This window comes from Streptomyces sp. NPDC048442 (genome assembly GCF_040651475.1).
Taxonomy (GTDB): Bacteria; Actinomycetota; Actinomycetes; order Streptomycetales; family Streptomycetaceae; genus Streptomyces.
The window spans coordinates 63,629-90,475 of record NZ_JBEZKB010000021.1 but is presented as its reverse complement, the minus strand read 5'-3'; the positions used below and the strand labels follow the sequence as shown (position 1 = coordinate 90,475).

Below are 26,847 nucleotides of genomic sequence, written 5' to 3'. Positions count from 1 at the left end.
TGCCGCCCCCGTCAGTTCAGTTCGAGGACGGTGAAGGGCGCGGCGGCGGACCCGGTGGCGGCCGACCCGGCGGCGGCCGGCCCGGTGGCCGGGGCGTGCCGGCGGGACGCCGGGACGCTGCCGTCGAGGGCCACGGACACCACTTCCTCCAGGGCCACCAGGACGTCGCCGTGCTCGTCGGTGAAGAAGAAGTCGTAGCTGCGGGTCCGCCGGGAGCTGCCGCCAGGCCGGGCCACGCAGTGGCAGAACACCGCCTCGTCGCGCGGCGCCCGGACCACGGTCAGCCGGCCCAGGTGGTAGGGGACGAACACGGGCCCGCCCGGCTCCTCCTCGGCCGCCAGCAGGATGGACAGCTGCATTCCGCAGTCCAGGAGCGCGGGCGACACGGCGTGGCCCCAGTCGTGGTCCACGTGCAGGAAGGCCCGTACCGCGCCCTGTCCGACCTCGGCCCAGCGCACGCCGCGCAGCGGTGCGCCGTAGTCGTAGCCGGAGCGCCGGAAGGTGTCGTAGATGTCGGGCCCGTACTGCCTGCGCCCGGTGGGGATCTCCGGCGGGCCGGTGACCGCCGTCGGCGCGCACACCTCGGCCGTGCAGTGGACGTCGCCGGTGGCCTTGTCGACGAGCGAGAGTTCGCTGCCGCGCTCGCGGACCTCGACGGCCCCGGGGTCGGTGATCCTCTTCTGCCAGAGCACGTTGCCCAGCGCCCTGCCCCGGGCCCGGTCGGCGAGGAGCGCGAGTGTCCAGGCGGCCGGTGCCATGGTCTCGCCGTCGATCCGGTGGGCGGACACCAGCGAGGAGAGCGAGTGGAAGCCGGACTCCGCGGAGTCGACCCAGTGGCGGTGCCGCAGGAACGGGTAGGCGGGCAGCTCCAGCGGGGTGGTCCTGGGGTAGTAGCTGTCCCAGTCCGGGGAGCCGCCGGACTCGAACAGGTCCGCGACGTCCCTGGCTGTACGGGCGTTCAGCTCCTGCGCCGCCCGCGGCGGCGGCGCCGCCGCGGGTCCGGGGCGGCGCCCCAGGTCCTGGTCGAGGGCGCGGATCAGTTCGTCCTGGTCGCGGCAGACGAGGGCCACCCGGTGCGGGAAGCTGTCGCGGCAGCAGGCGAGCGTGTAGGCGAGGGCGTCCATGTCCACCCGGCGCCCGCCCAGCCACCGGCGCAGCTCGTCCATGGCCGACTGGAGTCCGGCGCCGCTGTGGTGGGAGAGCGGGATGACGTAGCAGTCCCGTGCCCCGGTGGTCCCCGCCCCGGTCTCCGCGTGCTCGGGCACTCCGCGCAGCACCACGTGGGCGTTGGCGCCGCCCGCGCCGAACGAGCTGACGGCGGACACCAGGGGAAGGTCCGCGGGCCAGCTCTCCACCGCGGTGTTGAGCTTGAACGGGGTGGCCGTGAAGTCCAGGTGCGGGTTGGTCCGCTCGGCGTGCAGCGAGGGCACCAGGGTGGTGTGCCGCATCTGGAGCACCGCCTTGAGCACTCCGCTCAGCCCGGCCGCCGACTCCAGGTGGCCGATGTTGGACTTCACCGAGCCGAGCCGGATCCGCTGGATGCCGGCCGCGGCGTACGCCTTGGTGAGGGCCCGCAGTTCGATGGGGTCGCCCAGGGCGGTGCCGGTGCCGTGCGCCTCCAGGTAGCCGACCGCCTCGGGGGAGGTGCCCGCCGCCGCGAGGGCCTTGGTGGCGACCGCGTACTGGGCCTCGGGGTTGGGCGCGGTGTAACCGTTCGCACGGCCACCGGCGTTGACCGCGGAACCGCTGATGACGGCGAGGACGCGGTCCCCGTCGCGCAGGGCCTCCTCGGCGGGCCTGAGCACCAGGCTGATGACGCCCTCGCCGTCCACGAAGCCGTCGGCTCCGGCGCCGAAGGGCCGGCACTCCCCGGTCCGCGACAGCATCTCCAGACCGCACAGCAGCTCGTACTGCCGGGGGTGCGTGATGAGGTTGACGCCGCTGACGACGGCGCGGTCGCACTCCCCCGTACGCAGCGACTGGCAGGCGAGGTGCAGCGCGGTCAGGGAGGCGGAGCAGGCGGTGTCGACGGCCATGCTGGGGCCGTGCCAGTCGAAGTGGTACGAGGCGCGGTTGGCCATCGACCAGAACGTCGAGGTGGGCGGCTGCGCGCCGGGTGAGGTGGGGGTGTGCCAGGCGTACCCGCCGTTCATGACGCCGACGAACACGCCGGTCTCGCTGCCGGCGAGCCTGGAGCGGCTGTAACCGGCGTCCAGGATCGCCAGGTAGGTCTGTTCCAGGACGAGGCGCTCCTGGGGGTCCATGCGTGCCGCGTCGTGCGGGGTGATGCCGAAGAAGGTGTGGTCGAAGGCGTCGATGTCGTCGACGAAGGCGCCGCGTTCGGTGTACGAGAGGGGCTCGGAGCCCTCCGTCAGGCGTACGCCGAAGCGTTCGGCGGGCACGGTGGACGTGCAGTCCAGGCCGGCGAGAAGGTTGTCCCAGAACTCCTTCGCACTGGCTGCCTTGGGCAACCGTGCGGCAATGCCGACGACGGCTATGTCGCCGGGCTCCGGCACAAATTCGCTCGCGGGCGGGGTGACTCGGCGAGAGCGTTCCTGCGGCACGCGCACCTCGGGGACTTCGGCGGCCGGGGCTACGGCGGCAGGAGCGGCAGTGGTGGTGGGGAATGCCTCCGCCACCGTGTCCGCGTACTCCGTGACGAGGAACTCCACCAGCCGCTCCACCGTCGGATACTCGAACCACACCGTCGCAGGCACATAACCCACCCGCTCACGCAACGGCTTCAACAACTCCATGGAAATCAGCGAATCGATCCCCATGTCCCGGAACGGACGGTCGACCTCGACCTCCGACACCTCCAGCCGCATCGTCCCCGCGATCACCTCACGCACGAACTGCTCCACCCGCACCCGTACCTCGGGCACCTCGGGCACCTCGGGCACCTCGGTGGCAGGGGCGGTCTCGGCCACCGGAGCAGCAGCGGCCAAGAACGCCTCCGCCACCGTGTCCGCGTACTCCGTGACGAGGAACTCCACCAACCGCTCCACCGTCGGATACTCGAACCACACCGTCGCAGGCACATAACCCACCCGCTCACGCAACGGCTTCAACAACTCCATCGAGATCAGCGAATCGATCCCCATGTCCCGGAACGGACGGTCGACCTCGACCTCCGACACCTCCAACCGCATCGTCCCCGCGATCACCTCACGCACGAACTGCTCCACCCGCACCCGCACTTCGGGCGCCTCGGGCACTTCCGCGGCTTCGACGGCCGGAGCGGCCAAGGCGGCCGGGGCGGCCTCGTCCGCCGCGCCCGCCAGCGCGACCAGGACCTGCTGCCCGTCGCCGCCGTGGGTGCGCACCGTGCCGAAGCCCGCCTCGTACATGAGGCGCTGCCACTGGTCACTGGCGAGCAGCGGGCTGTGCTCGATGCGGTACGGGTCGTTGCTGAGCCACCAGCCGTCGGTGAGGCCGAAGGTGAGCGTGGCGTAGTCCTGGCGTGCGGTGATCTCGTTGAGGACGAGGATGCCGCCCTCCCGCAGCACCTTGCGCACGTTGCGGAGCGTGCCGGGGACGTTCGACGTCGCGTGCAGGACGTTGGTGGCCACGACGATGTCGAAGGACCCGGTGTACTCCTCGGGCGGGTCCTCGATGTTGCAGATCTCGTACGAGAGGTAGGGGTGGTCGCCGCCGAAGGCGTCGCGGGCCTTGTGCAGGAACGCGTACGACAGGTCGGTGAAGTGGTAGCTCACCTCCCGCGGATCCAGCATCGGCAGCACGAACTTGGTGGTGGAGCCGGTGCCGGCCCCGATCTCCAGGATGCGCAGCGGGCGGCCCGCGGAGCGGCGCTGGTAGTTGGTCACCACCTGTGCGCAGATCCGGTTGAAGTAGTCGGCGATGGGGTTGCTCTGGTAGACGGGCGCGACGAGGTCGAAGGAGCCGTCGGGGAAGAGCACCTCCACCGCGTCGGTGGCGCCGCTCAGGACGTCGGGCAGGTGGTCGAGGCACCGGTCGAGCAGTGCGAGGTGGCCGGTCAACTCCGGGTAGTCACGCAGGAGTTCGGCCCGCGGCAGGGACTGTGCGGACGGCATCGCGGCGATGGCGTCCGTCAGCAGCGTGTACTTGTCGATCGCCGTCGCCGGCAGCGGCACCTGCCGCAGCCGCCACCGGGTGTACGCCTCCAGCCGCTCGGAGAGGTCCCGGTTGCGGGCGACGTCGGCGTCGTCGTTCCGCAGGAGCGGCACCACGTCGTCGAGGACTCCCGGCAGGCCGGCGGGCGATGCCGCGGGGGCGGCGGACTTGTGCGGTGTGATGCCCATGCGCTCCAACGCCTCTTCCGTTCCTTTGACACACGTGATCCGCAGGTCGTCGGCTGCGAGGAACCGCTCGATGACCGCCAGCCCTTCGGCCGGTTCGATCGAGCCGATCCCGAGCCCTTGCATCCGCTCCCGGTACTCCGGCTTCGCGACGACCCCGATCTCGCCCCAGTAGCCCCAGTTGACGACCTTGGCGTCGATCAGCAGGGCCTGGTGGAGGAGGTCCGCGTAGGCGTCCTTGGCCACGCACGCGGCGGCGTAGTTGCCCTGTCCCGCGCTGGCGATGTGGGCCTGGACGGAGGAGAAGAACAGACAGAAGTCGAGGTTGCGGCCGCGCAGCGCGTCCACCAGGTGGTGGGTGCCGTGCAGCTTCGGTCGCAGTACGTCGGCGAGCACCTGCCCGCTCATGGTGGCGAGGGTGGCGTCCTGGAGCACGAGTGCCGAGTGCACGACGCCGTGGATGACCTCATGGGCGTCGAGCGCGCGCCGCAGCGCGGGTCCTTCGGCCAGGTCCACCTGGTGGTAGTGGACGGCGCGGGCGCCCAACTCCCTGAGAGTGTCGGCCTGTGGGGTGAAGTCCTCGGGTGGGCGGCGGCCGATGACGACCACCTCGGCCCCGTACTCGGCGGCCAGGTACTCGGCGAGCAGGCCGCCGAGTCCGCCGGTGCCGCCGAGGACGACATAGGTGCCCCCGGCCCTGAACGCGGAACGGTCCGGCCAGGCCGCGAGGGCCGCCGGTTCCATCGACGCGACGGCGTACTCGTCGCCGCGTACGCAGACGGGCGCGCCCGGCACGGTCGGCAGGGGCCGTTCCAGGGCCTGGTCCAGCGTCGCCGCGGTGAGGTCCGCGAGGCAGAAGCAGCGCACCGTCCAGTCGGGCCGCTCCTTGGCGAGGGCCTGCGCCAGGCCGACGTACACCCCGTCCACGGGATGGGTCGCCGCGGTGAACAGCGGGCTGTGCACCGCCTTGTCGGTGAACACGTCGAGGCGGACGTGCGGCCACCGGTCGAGGGCGTGGACGAGGTCGAGGAAGGCCGTGAGGTCCGCGTCGCGGATCCCGTCGGCCCACGAGGTGCGGCTGACGAACACCAGATGCTCGCCGGGGGCCGGGGCGGCGGCGAGCGAGGCTACCGCCGCGCTGTCGAGGAGTACGACCCTGCTGTGCGGGAAACGCTCCGTCAGTTCCTGGTGGAGGCGGGCCTGTCCGGGTGGCACCAGGAAGGTCCGCGGGCCGCCCCCGGTGGTTCCCACCGCGTCGAGCCGGCCGTGCGTCCACCGGGGTGCGAACACCATCTCGTCCACGGCGGCACGGCGGACCAGCGAGGCATCGGGGCGCGCTGCATCGGACGCGGAATTTCCGCTTCGCCATTCGTTGCGACTCAACAAAATCCCCTATGTCTTGTGACGCGGGTTCAAAGAGCGGGTTTCACACCGAGGTCGACTACCGAGAGAAGCGGTTCGTAATCCTCGTCGTACACCGTGAAATTGGTCCGGAAAGGAGAGAGCTTCTCCGTGAGGACGAATGCGGAATCGGCGGGAAATCGCGCCGGAGCGTGAAAAATCATATGCCCCATGGAGAAAGGCATCAAGCTGTCCCGGTGTTCTCCGATGGATATCGCCATGCCTGACTGGAAGGAGCAGTCGAGGAGGTTCACCATCCCCATCGCAATGCCGTCGTTGTGCGAGAGCCAGGCCAGCGACCGCTGTCCGTACCGCTGCACATACGTGTTGCGGCGGAAGTACGGGCCGTAGTCGATGCCCATGTGCGAGAACGCTTCGTAGAGTTCCCGCCGGGTGAGGTGGGAGGTGGTGTGCGCGCAGATCTCGTCGCGCACCTCCAGGCCCACCGCGGGGGCGCGGTCCTGCTTCTCGAACAGGAGCGTGCCCATGGCGCAGAGCGCGCCGCGGTGGGTGACGGTGTAGTCCGCCTCCTTCGCCCCGGGGGCGGAGCGGAAGGCCACGACGAGGTCGTCCGGCGGTCCCTCGCCGGAGACGGGCCGCAGCCAGGCGGCGTCCCGAATCGCGAACACCGTCGCGCCGCAGTGGAGTTGGGCGGCGCCGCGCACCGCCATCTCCAGGCAGGCGACGCCCGGCAGCACGCGGCGGCCGCCGACCAGGTGCTCCCTCAGATACGTGTGACCGGGGTCGATGTGCGCCCGGAAGGTGCCGGGCTCGCCCGTCGCGAGCAGCCGGAGGGGCTCCACCGCAGCGGCGCGGCCCCTGTCGGTTTCGGCTGTCGTACGGTCCCTGTCGGTTTCGGTCGTCGTACGGTCCCTGTCGGTTTCGGTCGTCGTACGGGCCCTGTCGGTTTCGGTCGTCATGCGGTCCGCCCCTCGTCCGTGAACCAGAGATCCGTCTCGTCGAACGGATAGCCGGGCAGCCGCAGCCGGTGCGGTGTGTGCGGCGCGAACAGCGCCTGCCAGTCGACCGGCTGACCGGCCAGGTACGCCTCGCGGGCCGACTCGGGGGTCGGCGCAGGGGCGTCGCCCGCCCGCTCCCGCGCCGGCGCCCTGACAGGTTCGCCCGCCGTGCGCAGCGCGCGCACCAGCTCCTCGCCGGACGACGGGCACCACGCCAGGCGGTACTCCAGGTGCTCGCGCCGGCACAGGGTGTAAGAGAGGTCGCGCAGGTCCTCGTCCGACAGCGGCCCGCCGCGCTCGACGTGCTCCAGCAGCCGGCCCGTCAGACGGCGCAGCGCCTGCGGGGTACGCGCCGACAGCGGTACGAGGCGGGGGCGGGCGGTGGTGGCACGCCGGGCGGGCGGGGCCGGCGGCGCGGAGAGCACGACGTGCGCGTTGCTGCCGCCGAACCCGAAGGAGCTGATCCCGGCGACGGGTTCGACGTCGTCCCAGGCCACCGTCTTGCCCACCACCTCGAAGGGGGTGTCCTCCAGGGCCAGGCCCGGGTTGGGCTGCTGGAAGTGCAGGTTGGCCGGCAGGGTCCGGTGCTCGAAGGCCTTGATCACCTTGGTCAGCGAGGCGACTCCCGCGGCGGGCTCCAGGTGCCCGATGTGGGACTTCACCGCGCCGAGCCGGACCCGGCGCCCCGCGGGCTCCGGCACCAGCTGCTGCCAGGCCCGCTTCAGTGCGTCGATCTCGATCGCGTCGCCCAGCACCGTTCCGGTCCCGTGGGTCTCGATGTACCCGGTGCGGGCGGCGAGTTCGGGGGTGTAGGCGTCCAGGAGGAGGCGGTACTGGGCGTTGGGGTTCGGGGCGGTGAGCGAGTTGGCGCGGCCGCCGTGGTTCTCCGCCACGCTCTCGATCACCGCGCGGATGTCGTCGCCGTCGGCGAGGGCGTCCGCGAGTCGCTTGACCAGGAAGCTTCCGTACCCCTCGCCGCGTACATAGCCGTTGGCCGAGGCGTCGAAGGCGGCGCACCGGTGGTCGGGCGAGAGGAACCGTGCCGCGTGCAGCCCCTCGTTGATCTGGGAGTCCAGGATCAGGTTCACGCCGCCGACCACGGCCGCGTCGCAGACCCCGGCGCGCAGGTCGCGGCACGCCTTGACGAGCGCCACCAGGGAGCCGGAGCAGGCGGTGTCGAGGACCGTGGAGGGTCCGTGCCAGTCGAACCAGGAGGAGATCCGGTTGGCGACGAGGCTCAGGGAGTGCCCCACCAGGGAGTACGGGATCTGCCCCGCGTCCGCCCTGGCCTGCAGCAGCGCGTAGTCGTTGCCGGTGGCCGCCATGTAGCAGCCGGTGCGCGAGCCGTGCAGGTCGGAGGCGGCGTACCCGGCGTCCTCAAGGGTGTGCCAGACGGACTGCAGCAGCAGCCGCTGGCGCGGGTCCATCCAGCTCGCCTCCCTCGGCGAGATGGAGAAGAACCTGGCGTCGAAGCCCTTGACCCCGGGGAGGAATCCGGCGAACTCGCCGGGCAGCCGGCGCTCGGCACCGGCCGGGCCGACGCAGTCCCTGCCGTCCAGCAGGGTCTGCCAGAACGCGTCGGGGTCCACTCCGCCGGGCAGCACCGCCGAGTGGCCGACGATGGCGAGCCGGCCGTCGGCGGCGGACGGGGCCGCCGCCGGGGGGCGCGGTGCGCCCTCCGGCCGGGCGTCGTGCTGCTTCGCGGGTCCGCCGGTGCGGCCCCCGGCGAGCTGGGCCACGGTCTCGGCGACGGCGCGCAGGGTGTTCATGCGGTAGAAGTCGTGCGCGTGGACGACGACCCCGTACCGGTCGCTGATCCGTGCGGCGAGGACGTTGTAGCCGAGCGAGGTGACGCCCTGGTAGCCCAGCGGCCGGTCGATGTCCGGTTCCGGCAGGCCCAGTTCACCGGCGACGAGCCGCCGCAGCTCGGCGAGCAGGCCGGGCCCGTGGGCCCCGCCGGTGTCCGCGGGGGGCTGCTGCACGCCGGCCGCCGGTGCGGGCGTCTCGTCCTGCGGGTACAGGTCGAGCGCGGACAGCGGCGCCTCGCTGAGCTTCTTGACGTCGGTCTTGCCGTTGGCCGTCAGCGGTATCGCGGTCAGCCGGTGCACGGCCTGCGGCACCATGTAGTACGGCAGGGTCTCCCGGCACCGCGCGAGCACCGCGGCGGCGTCGAAGGGCTCGGTGGCGGGCAGTCGTACGAAGCAGCGCAGGTGCGGCTCGGGCTCGGCCCGTACCACGGCGACCACCGTCGCGTCCGGGGCCTGCGCCGTCACCGCGGCGGCCACCTCGCCGAGTTCGATCCGGTGACCGTTGACCTTGCGCTGGCCGTCCATGCGGGAGACGTACGTGAGGTGCGCCGGGCCGTCGTGGCGGACCAGGTCGCCGGTCCGGTAGGAGGGCGTGCCGTCGGGCAGCGCGCCGAAGGCCGTCGCCGGGGCGTTCAGGTACCCCAGGGCCACGCAGTCACCGGCGATCATCAACTCGCCGCACATGCCGGGGGCCACGGACCGCCCTTCGGCGTCCACCACGTAGTACCGGGTGCCCAGCGCGGGCTCGCCCAGGTGGATGCGGTCGGCGTCGGTGACGCGCTGCCAGCTCGCCCAGATGGTCGCCTCGGTCGGGCCGTACATGTTGTATACGGCGGCGCTCTGGCTCAGCAGGTACTGCGCGAGGTCCCGGTCCAGGGCCTCCCCGCCGCACAGCAGCGTCATGGGCCGGCGGGCCCGCCAGCCGGCGGACTTCAGGATGCGCCAGGTGGAGGGCGTGGCCTGGACGACGCTCGCCCCGCCGGCGTCGATGCGTTCGGCCAGCAGGGTCGCGCTGGTCCTGGCCTCCTCGGGCAGCACGTGGACGGTGCCGCCGCACAGCAGCGGCAGCAGGATCTCCAGGAGCGAGATGTCGAAGCCGATCGGGGTCAGGGCCACGAGGCGGTCGTCCGGGCCCATCCCGGGGTCCTGGCGCACCGAGTCCAGGAAGTTGGCGAGGTTGCCCTCGCTCACCGCGACGCCCTTGGGGGTGCCGGTGGATCCCGAGGTGAACAGCACGTACGCGGTGCGGCCTGCGTCGGCCGGGGCCACCGGCGGGGCGTCCTGCGGTCGCGGAGACGGGGATACGGAGGTGGACGGCGCCCCGTCCACCTCCCGGGCGGGCGCGCCGCCCACCTCCCGGAGGGGTGTGCCGTCCACCTCCTGGAGGGGTGTGCCGGGGAACAGCACGGCCGCCCGGTCCCGGGTCGCCGCGTCCACCAGGACGACGCCGAGAGCGGCGGTCTCGGCCATGTAGGTGAGCCGCCCGTCCGGCAGGTGGGGGTCGAGCGGTACGAACGTACGGCGCAGGGACAGCGCGGTCAGGTACGCGACGGGGATGGCGGCCGACCGCTCCAGGAAGACGCCGACGGGCCGCGCGCCGCCGTCGGCGCCGGCTCCATCGTCGGTGGGCAGTGCGTCACCCAGCCGCTGTGCGGCGCCCAGCAGTTCGCCGTAGGTGAGCGAGCGGTGGTCGTCCACGACGGCCACCCGGTCCGGGTCCGCCGCCGCGGCCTCCCTCAGCGCCTCGCCCAGGCTCCGGTGGTCCGTGGCGGTGCGCACGGCGCCCTCGGCAGCCGGTTCCAGCGGGCGCGAGAGGTCGCACTGCGCGAGCGGGCGGTGCGGGTCGGCGATCACGAACTCGGCCATCCGCCCGAAGTTGGTGGCCAGCGCCGACAGGGCCTCGGGCGAGAGCACCCGGGTGGAGGAGTCGAAGGAGAGGTGGATGCCCTGCTCGTCGGAGCTGAAGTTGACGCTCAGTTCGCTCGAACTGCCGGTGTCGGGCTTGCGGATCCAGGAGGTGTCCACGCCCGCCAGCTCCGGCAGCGCGGTCGGCAGCATCGCGGCGGAGGAGTTCACCACCAGGTTGAGCGCGCTGCCGCCGCGGCCCGCCGCGAGGCCCTGTTCGGCCGCGGCGAGGGCGAGCAGGTCGGACGTACCGAAGCCCTGGTGGTCGCGGAGTTCCTCGCGCTGGGTGCGCACCTGCTCCAGCACCGACAGCGCGGAGGGGTCCGCCGAGAGGTCCAGCCACAGAGGCAGCAGGTTGGTGTGGCAGCCGTAGGGGGCCCCGTACTCCCGGGTGTCCACGGTGTGCGCGACCACGACGGCGGGGTCGTCGTCGCCGTAGGCGTGTACGAGGCAGCCGGTGACGCCGACCACGAACTGCAGCAGGCTCAGCTCGTGGTGGCGCAGGAACCGGTGCAGGGACTCGGCCGGTGCGCCGGTGATCGTCTCAGCGACCTTGATGCGGCGGCCGGCCCTGCCGGACGGCGCGGTGGCGAAGGGCAGCGGCTGGTGCAGCCGGCGGCCCGCGAGCATCGACCGCCAGTGGGCCGCGTCCGCGTCCGCGTCGGGGCGCCTCGGCGGGCCGAACGGCTTTTCCCGTACGGGCGCCACGCCCTGCCAGCAGGCGCTGAGGGCGGCGCAGAACGGTGTGTAGCAGCCGCCGTCGAAGACCACGTGGCTGAAGTCCAGGCGCAGCAGCAGCCGTCCCTCCGGCTCCCGCCAGTACCGGAAGCGGAAGAGCTCCTGGCCAGTGGGGTCGATGCCGCCGGAATCGAGGAGGTCGTCGGGCCGTTCGCAGCCGTGCAGCACCCGCCGGGGCGCCGGGCGGCTCCTGGCCACCAGTTGGCCGCCGATGTCCGTGAAGTAGCACAGGAGGCGCGGGAAAGCGGTGGAGACCACTTCCCGCAGGGCGTCGTTGAGCCGGTCGGTGTCGACGTCGCCGGTCAGCGCGTACACATAGCTGATCGTGAGTCCCGGATCGTCGGGATTTTGGAGATAGCGAAACCACTGGAAGCGTTCGTAGACGCTTGCTTGCCGCTCCTTCATGCGCACACAGACCTTTCCACCGCCCAGGACACCGAACAATTGGTACAGGGCTGTGTGGCCTGTGCACTCGAATGTCGGTCGACCGGGTGTGCAACTGCTTCCGGACCGCGATTGAACGCCCGTGGCCTGCAGGGTTCTTGAAGCGGATCTCAAGTACGCGGCCTTGTGGAAAGGGGTCCTGAGTGCTTTTGCGCCGCCCGCGTTACGGTGACGGATCCGCCCGCGCCCCGAGGCCCCGGCGTCTTTCCCCGCCCGCCCTACGGCGTCTTTCGACGCGCTCATCGGAGGTATCCCGTGCTGCTCTCGGAAGACGACGTGGCGCTGTTCGCGCGGGCCGGCGGTGACCGCAACGCACTGCACTGCTCGCCCGGCCACGCCCGCCGCACCCCCTTCGGGCGGACCGTCGCCCACGGTGTCCTCGCGGCCCTGGCGACGCTGGACGAACTGGCGCCGGACGGGGCGGGGGTGACGGCCGTCGAGGCGGACTTCGGCAACCCCGTGTTCCCCGGGGTGAGTTACCGCCCGGAGGCGGTGGAAGGTGCCCCTGGCCGCTCCGGCTACCGGCTGCGCGACGGGGACCGCACCTGTCTGACACTGCGGATCACCCCCGGCACTCCACCGGACCTGGATCCGCTGCCGGTGCCTTTGGCCCGGTCGGCGCTGCCGCACACGATCGAGGACCTGCCGGCGGGCACCGAGGTGTCCGGCACGTACGGCCCGGAGGAACTCGACGCGCTGAGCCGGCGGTTCCCGGCCGCCGCCCGGCTGCTCGGGCGTACGCCGCTGGCCTGTCTGCTGTGGTCGAGCTATCTGGCCGGGATGCGTCTGCCGGGCGAGAACTGCCTGCTCGGGCGGGTGGCGCTGCGCTTCCCCGCGACAGCCGTACGCGGCCGGGCCCGGCTGTCGTACACCGCGCGGGTGGTCCACAGCGACCCCCGCTTCGGGCTGGTGTCGATCGTCGGGGAGGTCACCGCGGACGGCGCGGTCGTCGCCGAGGCCGAGATCGAGGCGATGGTCCGCACACCCGCCCCGCCGGCCACGGCGGCCGGACTGGCCGCGCACCTGAGCCCGTCCACCCTGCTGCGGGGCACCGCGGCCGTCGTCGTCGGCGGCAGCCGCGGACTGGGGGCGGCCCTGTCACTGGCGCTGGTGTCGCAGGGGTGCGAGGTCCATGCCGGGCACCGGGGCACCCTGCCGGAGCACCTGGTGGCCGAGGCCGAAGGGCTGCCGGGGCGGCTGCACTCCGCGCCGGGCGACGCCGCCGACCCGCGCTGGAGCGAAGACTTGCGCTCCCGCGTCGAACGCCGGCACGGGCGGCTCGACTTCCTGGTGTGCAGCGCGTCCCCGCCGCTGCGCACGCTGGGCCTGGCCGCCACCGACCTGGAGCGGATGGACACGTTCCTGACCGGTGCGCTGCGGCTGGTCAGCGCGCCGATGGCGGGGCTGCTGCCGCTCCTGGAACCGGGCGGCGGCAGCTGCCTGGTGATCTCCTCGGCCGCCCTGGACGCACCGCCCCGCGACTGGCCGCACTACGTCGCCGCCAAGTCCGCCGTCGAGGGCCTGGTCGGCTGGGCCGCCCGGCACCGTCCCGGCGTGGGGTTCCTCCTCGCGCGGCCGGGGATGCTGCGGACCGAGCAGACGAACTCGCCCGGCGCCCGGGAGGCCGCAGGTCCTGTGGAGCCGGTGGCGGCGCACCTGGTGCGCCAGTTGCTCGCGCCCGCGCCCGCCGACGGGGTTCCCCGGCTGATCGGCGCGCAGAGCGCCGCCCCGGCCCCGGCCGGGCGGGCATGAACGGGGGCCCGGCGCCGAGGACGGCCGCCGGGCCCCGGATTCTCAGACCGCGGGCGTCCGGTCCGCGGTCTGCGGCTGCGCCTCGCGGGAGCCGGCGTTGCCGCTGCCCTTCTTCAGCACGGCGGACAGCAGGAAGGCGAGGAGGACGAAGACCGCCGCGGAGAAGATCGGCAGCGAACTGGAGCCGTCGATGGCACCGAAGACGACCCCGGACAGCCCCGCGGAGAGGGCCGCGACGGCGCCCGCCGTCCCCATGACGGAACCCTGGTGGTTGTCGTCGACGGCCGCCGACATCATGCCCACCAGGCCGCTGTAGGAGATTCCGTAGGTGGCCGCGCCCACCAGGCACAGGCCGTAGAGCACGGCCGTGGAGCCGGTCAGCGCGGTACCGGCGATGCACACGGTCATCCCCGCCAGCGCCCCCGTGACCGCGACCTGCGGCTTGAGGTACTTCATCGAGAGCGGTACCAGGGAGAGGAAGGCCGCCGCGAGGCCGATGCCGACCACCGAGATGAGGTTGGTGACCGCGCGCTGGCCGAAGCCCTCGTTCGCCGTCAGATACAGGCCGATGAACTGGAAGAAGGCCGTCCAGCCCAGGGACATGAGGAGCAGCGCGGTGGCGAGCAGCCTGACCCCGGGGAAGGTGAAGGACCGCATGAGGTGCTTGACCGGGTTCGGGAAGGCCATGCGTCCGGCCGGCCGGGGGGCCGGTTCCTCGCGGAAGGTGACGAGCAGGACCAGCAGGTTCAGCACCGTGATGGCGGCCACGAAACCGAACGGGGTCACCAGGTTGAACCAGGACACCAGGGTGGAGTCGCTGAGGTAGCCGCCGATGAGCGGGCCCACCACGTACCCGGTGGAGACGCAGAACATGATCAGGCCGATGGAGTTCACGCGGCGTTCCTTCGGCGTGACGTCCAGGATCGCCGCCTGGGCGACCGGCAGGCTGCCCGAGAACAGGCCGCCGATCACCCGCGCGACGACGAACAGGGCGACGTCCCGGCGCAGCAGCGCCCAGATGGTCAGCGCGTAGCCCAGGACGAGGCCCAGCAGACACAGCGTCAGCGTCTTCTTGCGGCGGAAGTGGTCGGACAGCGAGCCGAGCAGCGGGGCGCCGAGGAACATCGCCAGGGAATAGCTCCCGATGGCGACTCCGTAGAACACGTCCCGGGTACTGGACGCACCGCTGCTCATGATGCCGATGTCGGCGTCGTACGTGATGGGAATCAGCACGGGGATGATGAGGCTGACACTTAAGTTGTCGATCAGAACGATGAAGTAAAGCGGGATGAGACTGGCCAACCCGTTTTTACGCATGGGGTTGTTTCTCCTTGTCCGGCTCGGGTGGCACGCCAGCGAATCGACAGCTCCTGGCAGATCGGTGGTCGACACAACGACCGCGGCAGAAATCGTAACGCACCTGCGTAGGGCGGGAGTTGACGGCAGCGAAGGGCGTGCGCACTGCGCGCGGGAGCCTGAACAGGTACGCTCCCAAATCCATCGTGCGGCGCCCGAGAGAGACGGTCCCCGGGACCGATATCCGGCCGCCAGGTGACGGCCATTGGCCTGTTTCACCTTTTCCGTCCTATGCGTTGGCCGGTCACGGCCGAAACGAGGGTTTTCTCAAGATGGAATCGAACAAACTTGGGGCCGTGTCCACCCCGCAGGCAGAAAGCGCCGGGCAGGTGGAAAGCGCCCCGCAGGTGGAAAGCGCCCAGCAGGTGGAAAGCACTGTGCTGGAGGCGTTCCGCACGGTGCTGGGCCAGGACGTGGTCGCCCCCGACGCCCCCTTCGCCGCGCTGGGCGGGGACTCGATGCGGGCCGTGCGCGTGCTGTCGCGGCTGTGGCGCGAACTGGGCGTGGAGCTGCCCGTGCACGCGCTCGGCAACGACACGACGGCCGCCGAACTCGCCGCGGCCGTGCACGCCCACAGGAACGGCCGGGCCGCATGAGCGGCGCGACGCAGCCGGGGGTCGCCCTCGCCGCGACCTTCACCTCGGACGGCCTCGCGGACGCCATGGCCCGGCGGCTGCGGGAGACCGGGCGCGAGCTCCGGGCCGCGCCGTACGGGCAGTTGGTGGAGCCGCTGCTCGACCCGGGCGGCGTGCTGCTGAGCCATGCCGGGGTGAACGTCCTGCTGGTGCGGCCCGAGGACCTCTACCGGGGCGCCCAGGACCCGACGGCCGGTGACCGGCTCCTGGACGAGCTGCTGTCGGTGCTGTCCACCGCGCCCACCCGCAGCGCGGCCACCTATCTGGTGGCCCTGGCCCCGGCGTCCCCCAAAGCCCTCGCCGACCCCGCCGCGGCGCACTGGACCGAGGCCGCCGCGCGGCGGATCACCGAGGCCGTCGACCGGCTGCCCGGTATGTGCCTGGCCCCCCTCGACGACCTCACGGACCACTACGACGTACCGGACACGCACGACGAGTACGCCGACCGCATCGCCCATCTCCCGTACACCGAGGCGTACTTCGAGGCGCTGGCCGACCGGCTGGTGCGGCTGGCCGCCACGACGTGGACCAGGCCCCGCAAGGTCGTGGTGCTCGACTGCGACAACACCCTGTGGAGCGGGGTGTGCGGCGAGGACGGGCCGCTCGGGGTGGAGATCGGCCCCGGGCGCCGCGCCGTCCAGGAGTTCATGCTGGACCAGCGCGCGCGGGGCAGGCTGCTGTGCCTGTGCAGCCGCAACGAGGAGGCGGACGTACGGGCCGTGTTCGCCGAGAACCCCGCCATGGCCCTCACCCTGCGGGACATCACCGCCCACCGGATCGGCTGGAGCCCCAAGGCCCAGTACCTGGCCGAGCTGTCCCAGGAGCTGGGGCTCGCACTGAACTCGTTCGTCTTCGTCGACGACGACGCCGTGGAATGCGCGTCGGTGCGCGCGCAGCTGCCCGAGGTCGCCGTGGTGGAACTGACCCGCGACTCGGCGGCCGCGCCGCGCCAACTGGCCCACGAGACGGCCTTCGACCAGCTCACGGTGACCGACGAGGACCGGCTGCGGGCCGACTGGTACGGGGCCGAGCCGGACCGCCGGGCGCTGGAGCACTCCGCCGCGGACTACGAGGAGTTCCTGGCCCGCTGCGCCATCGACGTCACGATGGCGGAGCTGTCGGACTCCGCCCTGGACCGCGCGGCCCAACTGACCACCCGTACCACGCAGTTCACCCTCGCGGGCACCGCCTTCACGGTGCCGGCGCTGCGCCGGCTGCTGGACGGCGGCGGCCGGGGCTGGACGGTGCGGGTCAGCGACGTCTTCGGCGACTACGGCACCGTCGGGCTCGTCCTCGCCCGGCCCGAAGGCGACGTCCTGGACGTTCCGGTCTTCCTGCTCAGCTGCCGGGTCCTCAACCGCCGGGTGGAGACGCGGATGCTGCGGATGCTGTGCGACCGGGCCAGGGAGGCCGGCTGCACCACCCTGCGGCTGCCCTATCTGCCCACCCGGCGCAACGCCCCCGCGCGCCAGTTCCTGGAGCAGCTCTCCGGCAGCGCGGTCGGCGCCGACGACCCCGCCGGTGTCCTGGACGTACGGGTCGCCGACTGGGCCGACGCCCCGGCGCTCGCACCGTAACCCCACAGACCACACCACACCCGGCCGGCCACTTCGGCCGGCCTTCCGCCCAGGCGCCGGCGCCGCGTGTCCGGGGCCGGGAAGCCGTCCCGCGGCTCCCGGCCGCCGCCCGCCCCGCCGGCGCCGGTACAGAGGGAACGAGGGAATCACTCCATGAATCCCAGTACGAGACGAGCGCCCGCACGCAACCCGGGGCAATGGCGGCGGCTGACCACAGCGCTGGCCGGCTGCGCAGCCCTCATGCTGGCCACCGTCGCGGCCGCCGACACCTCCGCCGGCCGCGCGGGCAACGCCGCGTCCGCCGCGGACCGCAGCGTCCCCGTGAAGCCCGAGTGGGTCAGCGCGGGGCAGAACAACCACAACACCCGCCATGCCGCCACCGAGCGCACCGTCGGGCCGGGGAACGTGGGCAGGCTGGCGCCGAAGTGGACCTTCACCACCGCCGGTGACGTCTCCGCCACCCCCACCGTGGTCGACGGCACGGTGTACGTGCCCGACTGGGGCGGCAAGCTGTGGGCCATCGACGCCGACAGCGGCAAGGAGATCTGGTCGAACAGCATCACCTCGTACGACGGGGTCGAGGGGCACATGTCCCGGACCAGCCCGGCGTACTGGAAGGGCAGCCTCTACCTCGGCACCGGCACGCTGACGACGAAGTCGCTGAAGAGCGCGTACCTCATCTCCGTCGACGCCAGGACCGGCAAGAAGCGGTGGCTGACCAAGGTCGACGAGGACCCGACGACGGTCATCACCTCCTCCCCGACCGTGGACAACGGGATCGTCTACGTGGGGACGTCCTCCAAGGCGTCGACCCTGCACGAGAAGCCGGAGTTCCGCGGCGCGGTCCTGGCGATCGACGCCCGCACCGGCAAGATCCTGTGGAAGACGCACACCATCCCCGAGGGCTACACCGGCGCCTCCGTCTGGGGCAGCCAGCCCGTGGTCGACCACAAGAGGGGCCTGGTGTTCGTGGGCACGGGCAACAACTACACCTCGCCGCCCGGCGTCTGCCTGAACCCGAAGCAGACGAACTGCACCCCGCCGGACAAGGACAACCACTTCGACAGCGTGCTCGCCCTCGATCTGAAGACCGGAAAGATCAGGTGGGCCCATCACACCCTGACGGCCGACACCTGGATGATGTACATGCAGAACCAGGCGCCGGACTTCGACTTCGGCTCGGCCCCCAACCTCTACACCACCCAGGTCGGCGGCAAGCCGAAGGACCTGCTCGGCATAGGCCAGAAGAGCGGGGTCTACTACGCGCTCGAACCGGCCACCGGCAAGGTCGTGTGGCAGACGCAGGTCGGTCCCGGCGGTCCGCTGGGCGGCATCCAGTGGGGTTCGGCCACCGACGGCAGGCGCATCTACGTCGGCATCGGCAACGGCGATCACCTGCCCTGGGAGATCACCGCGGCCGACGGCACCAAGTCCACGGTGAACAGCGGCTTCTTCGCCGCGGTCAACGCGGCGACCGGCAAGATCGAGTGGCAGACCGCCGACCCGCAGGGCAAGGAGGGCAAGTGGCTTGACGACTCCTTCGTCACCAGTGCCAACGGCGTGATGTACGCCGGTTCCTCGGCGCCCGCCGGCACCAACATGTACGCGCTGGACGGCAGGTCGGGGAAGATCCTGTGGGACTTCGCCAGCGGTGGTTCCGTCTTCGGCGGGGCAGCCGTGGTCGACGGCAGCGTGTACTGGGGCTCGGGCTACTACATCTCCAACGTGGGCGAGGGGCTGAGCGGTCACAACAACAAGCTCTACCGCTTCACCCTCGACGGCCGCTGACACACCGTCCGCCACGCACCACGGCCCGGACAGATTCTGTCCGGGCCGTGGTGCGTCACTGGCTCTCAAGCAGCGGTCGTACCTGCCGCGGCGGCCTGCTGCGTACGCAGTCCGAGGTCCATGAGGAGGGCCTGGGCCACGTCGGTGACGCGGTCCTGGAGGTAGAAGTGGCCGCCCCTGAAGGTCCGCGCGCGGCCGGGGACGACGGACAGGCGCAGCCAGTCGTTCGCCTGCGCGGGGGTGCACAGCCGGTCCTGGGTGCCGGTCATCGCGGTGACCGGGCAGCGCAGGGCGGGCCCGTCCTGCCAGGTGTACGACCTCAGGGCTTGGTAGTCGGCGCGCAGCGCGGGCAGTGCCATGGCCCGCACCTCGGGGTCGTCGAGCGCGTCGCCGCCGCCCAGGGCGCGGACCTCGGCCAGCAGCGCGTCGTCGTCCGCGAGGTGGTCGGTCGGCCCCGCCGCCACCGTGGGTGCGCAGCGGGCCGACACGAACAGCCGGTGCGGGGTGGCGCCCGAGCGGTCGAGGCGGCGGGCCGTCTCGTAGGCGACGAGGGCCCCCAGACTGTGGCCGAGGAGTGCGTACGGTGTCCCGTCGCGCACGACGGACGCCTCCAGCACCCCGGCGATGGCGTCGGCCAGTTCGCTCAGCCGGGTCAGCGGCGGTTCGTGCCGCCGGTCCTGGCGTCCCGGGTACTGCACCGCCATGACGTCGGCCCCCGGTTCGAGGGCGCGTGCCAGGGAGTGGAAGCTGCTCGCGCCGCCCCCGGCGTGCGGGAAGCAGACGAGTCGCACCGGCCCGTCGGCCGGCGGGCCGAACCGGCGCAGCCAGGTCTCCGGCGGGGAGGCCGCGGCGGTCACCGGGCCAGCTCCACGGGGAGGCTGTCGATGCCGCGCAGGAAGGACCGGCGCCAGCTCACCTCTTGCGGCGCGATCGCCAGGGCGAGGCCGGGGAAGCGCCGCAGGAGGGCGCGCAACGCGATTTCGCCCTCCAGTCGTGCCAGCGGGCCGCCCACGCAGAAGTGGATGCCGTGGCCGAAGGAGAGATGTCCGCTCGCGTCACGCGTCACGTCGAACCGTTCGGGGTCGGGGAACCGGCGGGGGTCCCGGTTGGCCGCGGCGCCCGCGATGAGCACGGTGCTGTGCGCCGGGATGGTCACGTCGCCGATCGTCACGTCCTCCAGGGCTCCGCGGGTGGTGATCTCGGCGGGGCCGAGGAAGCGCAGGATCTCCTCCACCGCGTTCGGGAGGACCGACGGGTCCTGGCGGATCGTGGCCAGTTCCGCCGGGTGGGTGAGGAGCAGGTAGGCGCCCATGGAGATGAGGCTCACCGAGGTCTCGAAGCCGGCGATCAGCAGGATCAGGACCACGGAGGCGAGTTCGTCGTTGCCGAGCCGGTCCTCGTCCTCCTCGTGGACGCCGATGAGCGCCGAGAGGAGGTCGGGGCCTGGGTCGGCGCGCCGGCGGTCGATCAGGTCGAGGATGAAGCCGACCAGGGCGCGGGCGGCCTGCCCGCGCTGTTCGGCGTGTTCGGCGTCGATCACCAGGAACTCGTTGCTCCACCTGCCGAAGTCGCTCTGGTAGCGCTCCTCGACGCCGAGCAGTTCGCTGATCACGGTGATCGGCAGCGGGTAGGCGTAGCTCTCGACCAGGTCGGCCTGGGCACGGCCGGTGAGAGTGTCGAGCAGCCGGTCGGCGAGCTCCTCGATCCGGGGGCGCATGGACTCCACCCGCCGGGCGGTGAACTCCCGGGCGACGAGGGCGCGCAGGCGGGTGTGGGCGGGCGGGTCGTTGCTGCCCATGTTGTGGGCGAAGTAGGGCCGGACGTCCTCGGGGATGCCGTGGTACGTCGGCAGCTCCACCTCGGGGGGCTGCTTCTTGAAGTCATTGCTCAGCCGCAGGTCGCCGAGGGCGGCCCTGGCCTCGGCATGACGGGTGATCAGATACGCCTCGCGGCCGATGAAGCTGACCCGGCTCACCGGCCCCTGCTCCCGCAGTGCGGCGTAGGCCGCGTACTGGTCGAGGTGGAAGAGGTCACTGTCCAGGCTGGGCGGAGCGGCTCGGGTGTCGGTCACCGCCGGGTCTCCTTCCGTCGGGGTTTCCGGGTCAGGCGGTCACCGTGGTGAGGGCCGGCATCGGGAAGACGAGCTTGCCGCCGCCCGACAAGTACGCCTGCTCGCGTGCGACGAAGCCGTCGCGGTGGATCCAGGGCAGGACGAGCAGCTGGTCGGGGCGGCGGGACCTGGCCTCTTCCTCGGACACGATCGGGATCCGGGAGCCGGGGGTGAAGCAGCCGGCCTTCTCCTCGCTGACCTCGCCGATGCAGGGCAGGTCCTCGGGGCCGATGCCGCAGTACTGCAGGGTCACGTTGCCCTTGGTCGACGCGCCGTACCCCAGGGTGAGGAGGCCGGCCGCGCGGGACTCGTCGAGGAACCCCCGCAGGTCGTCGCGCTGTTGGCGGACCCGGCGGGCGAACGCCTCGTAGGGGGCCATGGTGTCGAGGCGGGCGGCGGCCTCACGGGCGCGCAGCGCGATCAGGGAGCCCTCGTCGCGGGGGTGGCGGCCGGGGTTCTTGGCGAGGGTGACGTAGAGGCTGCCGCCGTAGACGTCGGTGGTCTCGGCCCGCAGGACGGTGAAGCCGACCTTCTCGGCCATCCACTCGATCTGCTGGAAGCCGTAGTACTCCAGGTGCTCGTGGCACACGACGTCGTACGCGTTGGCCTCCAGCATGGCCGGCATGTAGCTCTGCTCGGTCATCCAGATGCCGTCGTCGTCGAGGATCTCGTGGATGTCCTGCATGAACCGGAGCGGGTCCGGGAGGTCGTAGAACATGCCGGTCGTCGTGACGACCTTGGCGCGCTGCTTGCCGCAGTGCGCGGTGTAGGCCTCGCTGGTGAAGAAGTCGGGGATCAGCTCGGCGGGCGGGTAGTGCTCGCGGAACTTCTCGCCGGAGGGGTCGATGCCGACCAGGCGCAGGCCCTCGACGGGGTACTGGTGCAGCAGGGTGCCGTCGTTGCTGCCGATGTCGACGACCACGTCCCCCGCCTCCAGGCGGGCCAGTTCGGCGGCGGCGACGGCTTTGCCCCGCAGGTGCTCGACCATGAAGGGCCGGATGCCCGGACGGTATCCGTAGCCCTCGCCGTACATCAGGCCGAGGTCGGGGGTGTGCCGCAGTTGCAGGAGGCCGCAGCCGGCGGGCGAGCACTTGACCAGCTCCAGCGGGACCTTCGGCACCTCCTCGTCGAGGCTCTTGGGGAAGACGCAGGTCAGGGCCTGGTCTCCCAGGTCGAGTACCGCAATCAGTTCGTGGTTGCCGCAGACGCGGCACTGGGTGATGACCATGCTGGGACCCGTTTCTCAGTCGGTGGTGGCCGTGGCGAGGAGGTATCCGTAGGAGTTCGGGACCCGGATTCCGTCCACCATCCGGGCGAACTCCTCGGGCCCTGTCATGGCGATGACGTCGTCCTTGCGCGCCAGCAGACCGGCGATGATGGTCTCCCGCACGGCCTGGGGGGCCAGGGTGTTGGCGGTGATGTCGGTGAACTCGCGGACGGTGAATCCGGCCTTCTCGATGACGGCGCGGTAGTCGCCCATCTCCGGGCTGCTGATGATGTCCTGGAACGTCAGCTCCGTGTCGGGCTGGCTGAACATGTCGGCGAGTACGAGGACCGAGCCGGGCCGCAGCACGCGCTTGATCTCGCGCAGCACCTTCTCCTTGTCCGGCATGTGGATCAGCGACTCGAAGGCCCAGGCGCCGTCGAACGAGGCGTCGGGGAAGGGCAGTTCGGCGGCGTCGGCGTACTCGAAGCTCACCCGTCCGGCCAGCGAGAGCTCGGCCGCGCGCTCGTTGGCGCGGCCGACCTGGTACTTGCTGATGGAGACGCCCACGACCTCGACGTCGGCGGCGCCGGCGAGCCGGAAGGCCGGCTGTCCGATGCCGCAGCCCACGTCCAGGATGCGCCGGCCGGGCTGCGGGGCGAGCCGCTCGATGAGCTGGTCGGTGAGCTGGTCGGTGGCCTTCTCGACGGGGGCCTGGTCGTCGGCGTCGTGCCAGTAGCCGACGTGCAGGTTGTCGCCCCAGATCTCCCGGAACACCTCGGTGAAGTTGTCGTAGAAGTCGACCACCTTGTCCTCGGTGGTGCCTTCGGCCGTGTCGTCGTTGGTCTGCGCTCCGGAAGTCATGCGGTGGGTCCCTTCGTTGCGTGCTCGCGGTGGCCGGCTCTGGGTGACGATCCGTCAGGAGGCGTTTCCCGGTGCCGTGTTGGGGGTCTGACGGCGTGTGTCCGGGAGCGGTTCAGCCCGTGCGGCCCGGCCGGTCGGCCGCGACGGCGGCGGTGAGCCGGATGTCGCCCGACGAGGCTCCGACGAGGACGCTGCGCCGGCCGCCGGCGAGTTTCCAGGCGTCGGCGGTGGTGTCCCAGTACTGGAGGGCGCGCTCGGCGACGTGGATGCGGACGCGGCGGGACTCGCCGGGTGCCAGGCGCACCTTCTGGTAGCCGGCCAGGGCCTTCTCCGCCTGGTCGAGGCGGAGTTGCGGGCTGGGGCCGAGGTAGACCTGGACCACGTCGCTGCCCGCCCGCGCGCCGGTGTTGCGTACCGTCACGTCGACGTCGAAGCCGTCCGCGGTGCGCTTGACGGCGTGGTTCTCGTAACCGAAGGACGTGTAGGACAGGCCGTAGCCGAACGGGAAGAGCGGCTTCACGTCCTTGTGGTCGTACCACCGGTAGCCGGTGTGGATGCCCTCGGACTGCCGTACGACGCCGTTGACGCCGGGGTAGCGCTCGGGGTCGCCGGCGACGGGGGTGGCCTGCTCGGATGCGGGGAAGGTCTGGGAGAGCCGGCCGCCCGGTTCGGCGTCGCCGAACAGCAGGTCGGCGGTCGCCTCCGCCCCGGCCTGCCCGGGGTACCACATGTCGAGGACCGCCCGGGTCCCCTCGAGCCAGGGCATGGTGATCGAGGAGCCGGTGTTCAGGACGACGACCGTGCGGGGGTTCACGGCCGTGACGGCCCTGATCAGTTCGTCCTGGCGGCCGGGCAGGGACAGCGAGGTCCGGTCGCTGCCCTCGGCGCCGTCGTCGTAGGCGAAGACCACCGCGGTGGAGGCCTTGCGTGCGGCGGCGACGGCGCTGTCGATCGCCTCCTGTGCCTTGGCCGGGGTCACCCAGCGCAGGTCGAGGGTCATCGGCTGGTCGACGACCGCTCCGGCGCTGATCTTGACGGTGTGCGTGCCCGCGGTCAGGTTCAGCGGGACGCTGGTGAGCTTGCCGAAGACCTCGCCGATGCTGATGGGTTCGCCGCCGTCGATCTGGATGGCGCCGTTGCCGCCGGTGACGCGGGCCGCGATGCGGTAGAGACCGGCCTTGTCCACGGTGAGCGTGCCGTCGTAGACGACGCCGCTCTCGGCGGGGTCGAGGACCTTGCCGCCGGTGAAGGCGGGTTTCAGGGCGGCCGCCGGGATGGTCTCGCCGGCGAGGTCCTCGCCCTCGGCGTACGAGAGCTGTGCGCCGGGGCGCAGCTTCTTGGCGATGGCGTCCAGCGGGGCGGTGGCCGCGTCGGGGATGACGTACGAGCTGCCGAGGCCCGTCACCTTGGGGGTCTTGGCCGTCGGGCCGATGACGGCGAGGCGGTCGGTGGCGGCGGCGTCGAGCGGCAGCGTCCGGTCCTGGTTGCGCAGCAGCACCGCGCCGGACTCGGCCACTTCCTCGGCCACCTTCGTGCCGCCGGCGACGTCGCGCGCGGGCCGCGGGGGCTGCTTCTCGTCCAGCAGGCCGAAGCGGCCCATCTGTCCGACGATCCGGCTCACCGCCCGGTCGAGGGCGGCCACCGGAACGGCGCCGTCCGTGACGGCCTTCTTGAGCGTGTCGCCGAAGTACTTGCCGCCGGGAACCTGGCCGCCCGGCGGGATGGCGACGGCCACGTCGATGCCCAGCTCCTGGTCGAGGCCCTTGGTGAGGGCGTCCGTGCTCTGCGTGGCCATCCAGTCGGAGGTGACCCAGCCCTGGAATCCCAGCTGTTCCCTGAGGATGTCGGTCAGCAGGTTCCCGTTGCCGCAGGCCGGTTCGCCGTTGACCTTGGGGTAGGCGCACATCACCGAGGCGGAGCCGGCCTTCACGGCGGCTTCGAAGCCGGGCAGTTCGATCTCCTGGAGGGTGCGCTCGTCCACCTTGACGTCCACACCCATGCGGTTGTTCTCCTGGGTGTTGGCGGCGTAGTGCTTGACCGTCGCCATCAGGCCCTGGCCCTGGATGCCCTTGATCTGGGCGGCCGCCGTGCGCCCGGTGAGGAGCGGGTCCTCGCTGAACGTCTCGAAGTTCCGCCCGGCCTGCGGCACCCGGATGTTGTTCACCATCGGGGCGAAGAGCACGTCCTGGCCGAACGCGCGGCCCTCACGGCCGAGCACCTGGCCGTACTTCTCGGCGAGGGACGCGTCGAAGGAGGAGGCGAGGCCGACCGGGGCGGGCAGTGCCACCGACGGGCGGTGGATCGTCACACCCGCGGGTCCGTCGGTGGCGCGCACCTTCGGAATGCCGAGGCGGGGCACACCCGGCAGGAAGATCTTGGCCGTCGCGTCCTTCGTGTCGTAGTCCCAGTGCACGAACGAGAGCTTCTCGTCCAGCGTCATCTGCGCGACGAGACGGTCCGCACGGCTCTCCCCGCGGTTCGGGGCTGCGGGGGCCGCGCCCAGATTGACGAGCGCGAGAACGGTCATGAATACAGAGGGCACCCATATTCGTCGTTTCATTTTCCTCTTCCCCGCATTCCCCGCATGTGTGTCTCCAGATATCCGCGGCGACCCTAGCAAGATCATCAATTCGCCGACAAGGGCATTCGAGCCCAACTCGACCTGCGCACAAGGCAGTTGCGAGAATCGCCGAGCAGAGGGGCGGCCCGCTCAATTCCCGCGGGCCGTCCCGGTCATGGCCGTCTGTCAGTTCTTCCTGCGGTGCTCGGCGGTCATCTTCTCCAGTACGCGGACGATTTCCGTCGGCGCCGGTTCGGAGAGGATCTCCTTCTGCACTCTCGCCGCGCCCTCGCGGAGCGCGGGGTCCTCCAGTACGCGCAGGACGGCCTCGCGGAACCGGGCCGCCGTCAGCTCCTCCAGCGGCACCGACACGGCCATGCCGGCCTCCTCGGAGAGCCGGGCCCGCTCGTGCGTGTCCCAGCCGACCGGCAGCACGATCTGCGGCACGCCGTGGATGGCCGCGGTGTGCCAGGTGCCGGGGCCGCCGTGGTGGGCGACCGCGTCGCAGGTGGGCAGCAGGGCGTGCATCGGGACGAAGCCGACCGTACGGACGTTGTCGGGGACGTACGGAATGGACTCCAGCTGCTGGTCGTCGAGGGTGGCGATGAACTCGGCGTCGATGTCGGCGACGGCCGCCAGGAGCTCTTCGGCGGTGACCACCTCGACGCCGTTGTCGCGGCCCGAGACGCCCAGCGTGAGGCAGACCCGGCGTCTGGTGGGCGGCTCGTGCAGCCAGTCCGGTACGACGGCGGGGCCGTTGTAGTCGACGTAGCGCATGCCCACGGTGGGCACGCCCAGGTCGAGGCGCATGCCGGGCGGTACGGGATCGATGCTCCACTGGCCGCGGGCCATCTCCTCCTCGAAGCCCGGCTCAGGCTTCACCCCGTGGCGCTCCAGGGTCCATTGGACCCACTCCGCGAAGGGGTCCTCCCGGTGCTCGGGCTCCTGCTCCTCCCGCAGGTCCAGGAAGGCGCGGCGGGCCTTCGTGGTGATGTCGGGGCCCCAGAGCAGCCGGGCGTGGGCCGCTCCCGTCACCTTGGCCGCGATCGGGGCGGCGAACGTCAGCGGTTCCCATATCAGCAGGTCCGGCTGCCAGGACCGGCAGAAGTCGACCATCCCGTCGATCAGCGAGTCGGGGGTCATCAGCGCGAAGAGGTTGGGGGTGAGGGCGGTCTGCATGCCCAGCAGGTCTTCCCAGGTCGCGTCCGCCAGGGACGCGTCGTCGAAGTCCAGCGACCGCACGTACTTGATCATGTCCTCGCCGACCGCGCTCATGTGCGTGGCGAGGTCGGCGTCCTCGCCGACCGGCACCGCCGTCAGACCGGCGGCGGTGGTGAACTCGGTCATTCCCGGTGTCCCGACGACGCGGACCTCGTGGCCGGCCGCCCGGCAGGCCCAGGCGAGCGGGACGAGGGGGTAGAAGTGGGTCTTGCTGGCCATGGAGGAGAAGACGATGCGCATCGTGA

Annotated in this window: 14 protein-coding genes; 4 read left to right on the top strand and 10 right to left on the bottom strand. The window is 71.7% G+C overall.

All coding sequences use genetic code 11. From position 1 onward, the window contains the following. Nucleotides 1-11: 11 nt before the first annotated feature. The 3 genes from AB0D18_RS27700 to AB0D18_RS27690 form a co-directional block, all read right to left on the bottom strand. Nucleotides 12-5,573, bottom strand: a complete 5,562-nt coding sequence (locus AB0D18_RS27700; protein WP_362424307.1) for a beta-ketoacyl synthase N-terminal-like domain-containing protein — start codon at nt 5,571-5,573, stop codon at nt 12-14. A gap of 119 nt (nt 5,574-5,692) precedes the next feature. Further along, nucleotides 5,693-6,601 (bottom strand): polyketide synthase dehydratase domain-containing protein, encoded by a 909-nt coding sequence (locus AB0D18_RS27695; RefSeq protein WP_362424087.1) that lies wholly within the window; start codon nt 6,599-6,601, stop codon nt 5,693-5,695. Next, nucleotides 6,598-11,496, bottom strand: coding sequence for a beta-ketoacyl synthase N-terminal-like domain-containing protein (locus tag AB0D18_RS27690; protein WP_362424084.1), 4,899 nt, complete (start codon nt 11,494-11,496; stop codon nt 6,598-6,600). Before AB0D18_RS27690 ends, AB0D18_RS27695 begins: the two co-directional genes overlap by 4 nt. 294 nt (nt 11,497-11,790) lie before the next feature. On the opposite strand from AB0D18_RS27690, the gene AB0D18_RS27685 reads away from it, so the two are divergent. Continuing rightward, a complete protein-coding gene (locus AB0D18_RS27685) occupies nt 11,791-13,287 on the top strand; it encodes an SDR family NAD(P)-dependent oxidoreductase (protein WP_362424081.1) in 1,497 nt (498 codons plus the stop codon). Nucleotides 13,288-13,329: 42 nt separating this feature from the next. On the opposite strand, the gene AB0D18_RS27680 is transcribed toward AB0D18_RS27685, so the two are convergent. Beyond that, nucleotides 13,330-14,604 carry an MFS transporter gene (locus AB0D18_RS27680; protein WP_362424078.1) on the bottom strand — a complete coding sequence of 425 codons (1,275 nt, stop codon included), beginning with the start codon at nt 14,602-14,604 and terminating at the stop codon, nt 13,330-13,332. 335 nt (nt 14,605-14,939) lie between these two features. Between AB0D18_RS27680 and AB0D18_RS27675 the strand changes: the two genes are divergently transcribed. The 3 genes from AB0D18_RS27675 to AB0D18_RS27665 all read left to right on the top strand — a co-directional run bounded on the left by AB0D18_RS27675 (nt 14,940) and on the right by AB0D18_RS27665 (nt 18,643). Further along, on the top strand, nt 14,940-15,239 hold the full coding sequence (locus AB0D18_RS27675) for an acyl carrier protein (RefSeq protein WP_362424075.1): 300 nt from the start codon (nt 14,940-14,942) through the stop codon (nt 15,237-15,239). Next, nucleotides 15,236-16,855: an HAD-IIIC family phosphatase gene (locus AB0D18_RS27670; protein ID WP_362424072.1), complete on the top strand. Its 1,620-nt coding sequence runs from the start codon at nt 15,236-15,238 to the stop codon at nt 16,853-16,855. The genes AB0D18_RS27675 and AB0D18_RS27670 overlap by 4 nt, the downstream gene beginning before the upstream one ends. A gap of 153 nt (nt 16,856-17,008) precedes the next feature. After that, complete coding sequence (locus AB0D18_RS27665; protein ID WP_362424070.1) at nt 17,009-18,643, top strand: PQQ-binding-like beta-propeller repeat protein; 1,635 nt, start codon at nt 17,009-17,011, stop codon at nt 18,641-18,643. A 65-nt stretch (nt 18,644-18,708) separates the two neighbouring features. Here the strand turns inward: AB0D18_RS27665 and AB0D18_RS27660 are convergent, their stop codons facing one another. From AB0D18_RS27660 to AB0D18_RS27635, 6 genes are all read right to left on the bottom strand, one after another. Continuing rightward, nucleotides 18,709-19,500, bottom strand: a complete 792-nt coding sequence (locus AB0D18_RS27660; protein WP_362424068.1) for an alpha/beta fold hydrolase — start codon at nt 19,498-19,500, stop codon at nt 18,709-18,711. Beyond that, complete coding sequence (locus AB0D18_RS27655) at nt 19,497-20,714, bottom strand: cytochrome P450 (RefSeq protein WP_362424065.1); 1,218 nt, start codon at nt 20,712-20,714, stop codon at nt 19,497-19,499. The genes AB0D18_RS27660 and AB0D18_RS27655 overlap by 4 nt, the downstream gene beginning before the upstream one ends. A gap of 31 nt (nt 20,715-20,745) precedes the next feature. Continuing rightward, nucleotides 20,746-21,981, bottom strand: a complete 1,236-nt coding sequence (locus AB0D18_RS27650) for a class I SAM-dependent methyltransferase (protein WP_362424063.1) — start codon at nt 21,979-21,981, stop codon at nt 20,746-20,748. Nucleotides 21,982-21,996: 15 nt separating this feature from the next. Further along, nucleotides 21,997-22,821 carry a methyltransferase domain-containing protein gene (locus AB0D18_RS27645; RefSeq protein ID WP_362424060.1) on the bottom strand — a complete coding sequence of 275 codons (825 nt, stop codon included), beginning with the start codon at nt 22,819-22,821 and terminating at the stop codon, nt 21,997-21,999. Nucleotides 22,822-22,933: 112 nt separating this feature from the next. Next, nucleotides 22,934-25,348 carry a glycoside hydrolase family 3 C-terminal domain-containing protein gene (locus AB0D18_RS27640; RefSeq protein ID WP_362424057.1) on the bottom strand — a complete coding sequence of 805 codons (2,415 nt, stop codon included), beginning with the start codon at nt 25,346-25,348 and terminating at the stop codon, nt 22,934-22,936. A 219-nt stretch (nt 25,349-25,567) separates the two neighbouring features. Continuing rightward, entirely contained in the window at nt 25,568-26,842 is a 1,275-nt protein-coding gene (locus AB0D18_RS27635) for an activator-dependent family glycosyltransferase (protein ID WP_362424054.1), read from the bottom strand. Nucleotides 26,843-26,847 lie beyond the last annotated feature (5 nt).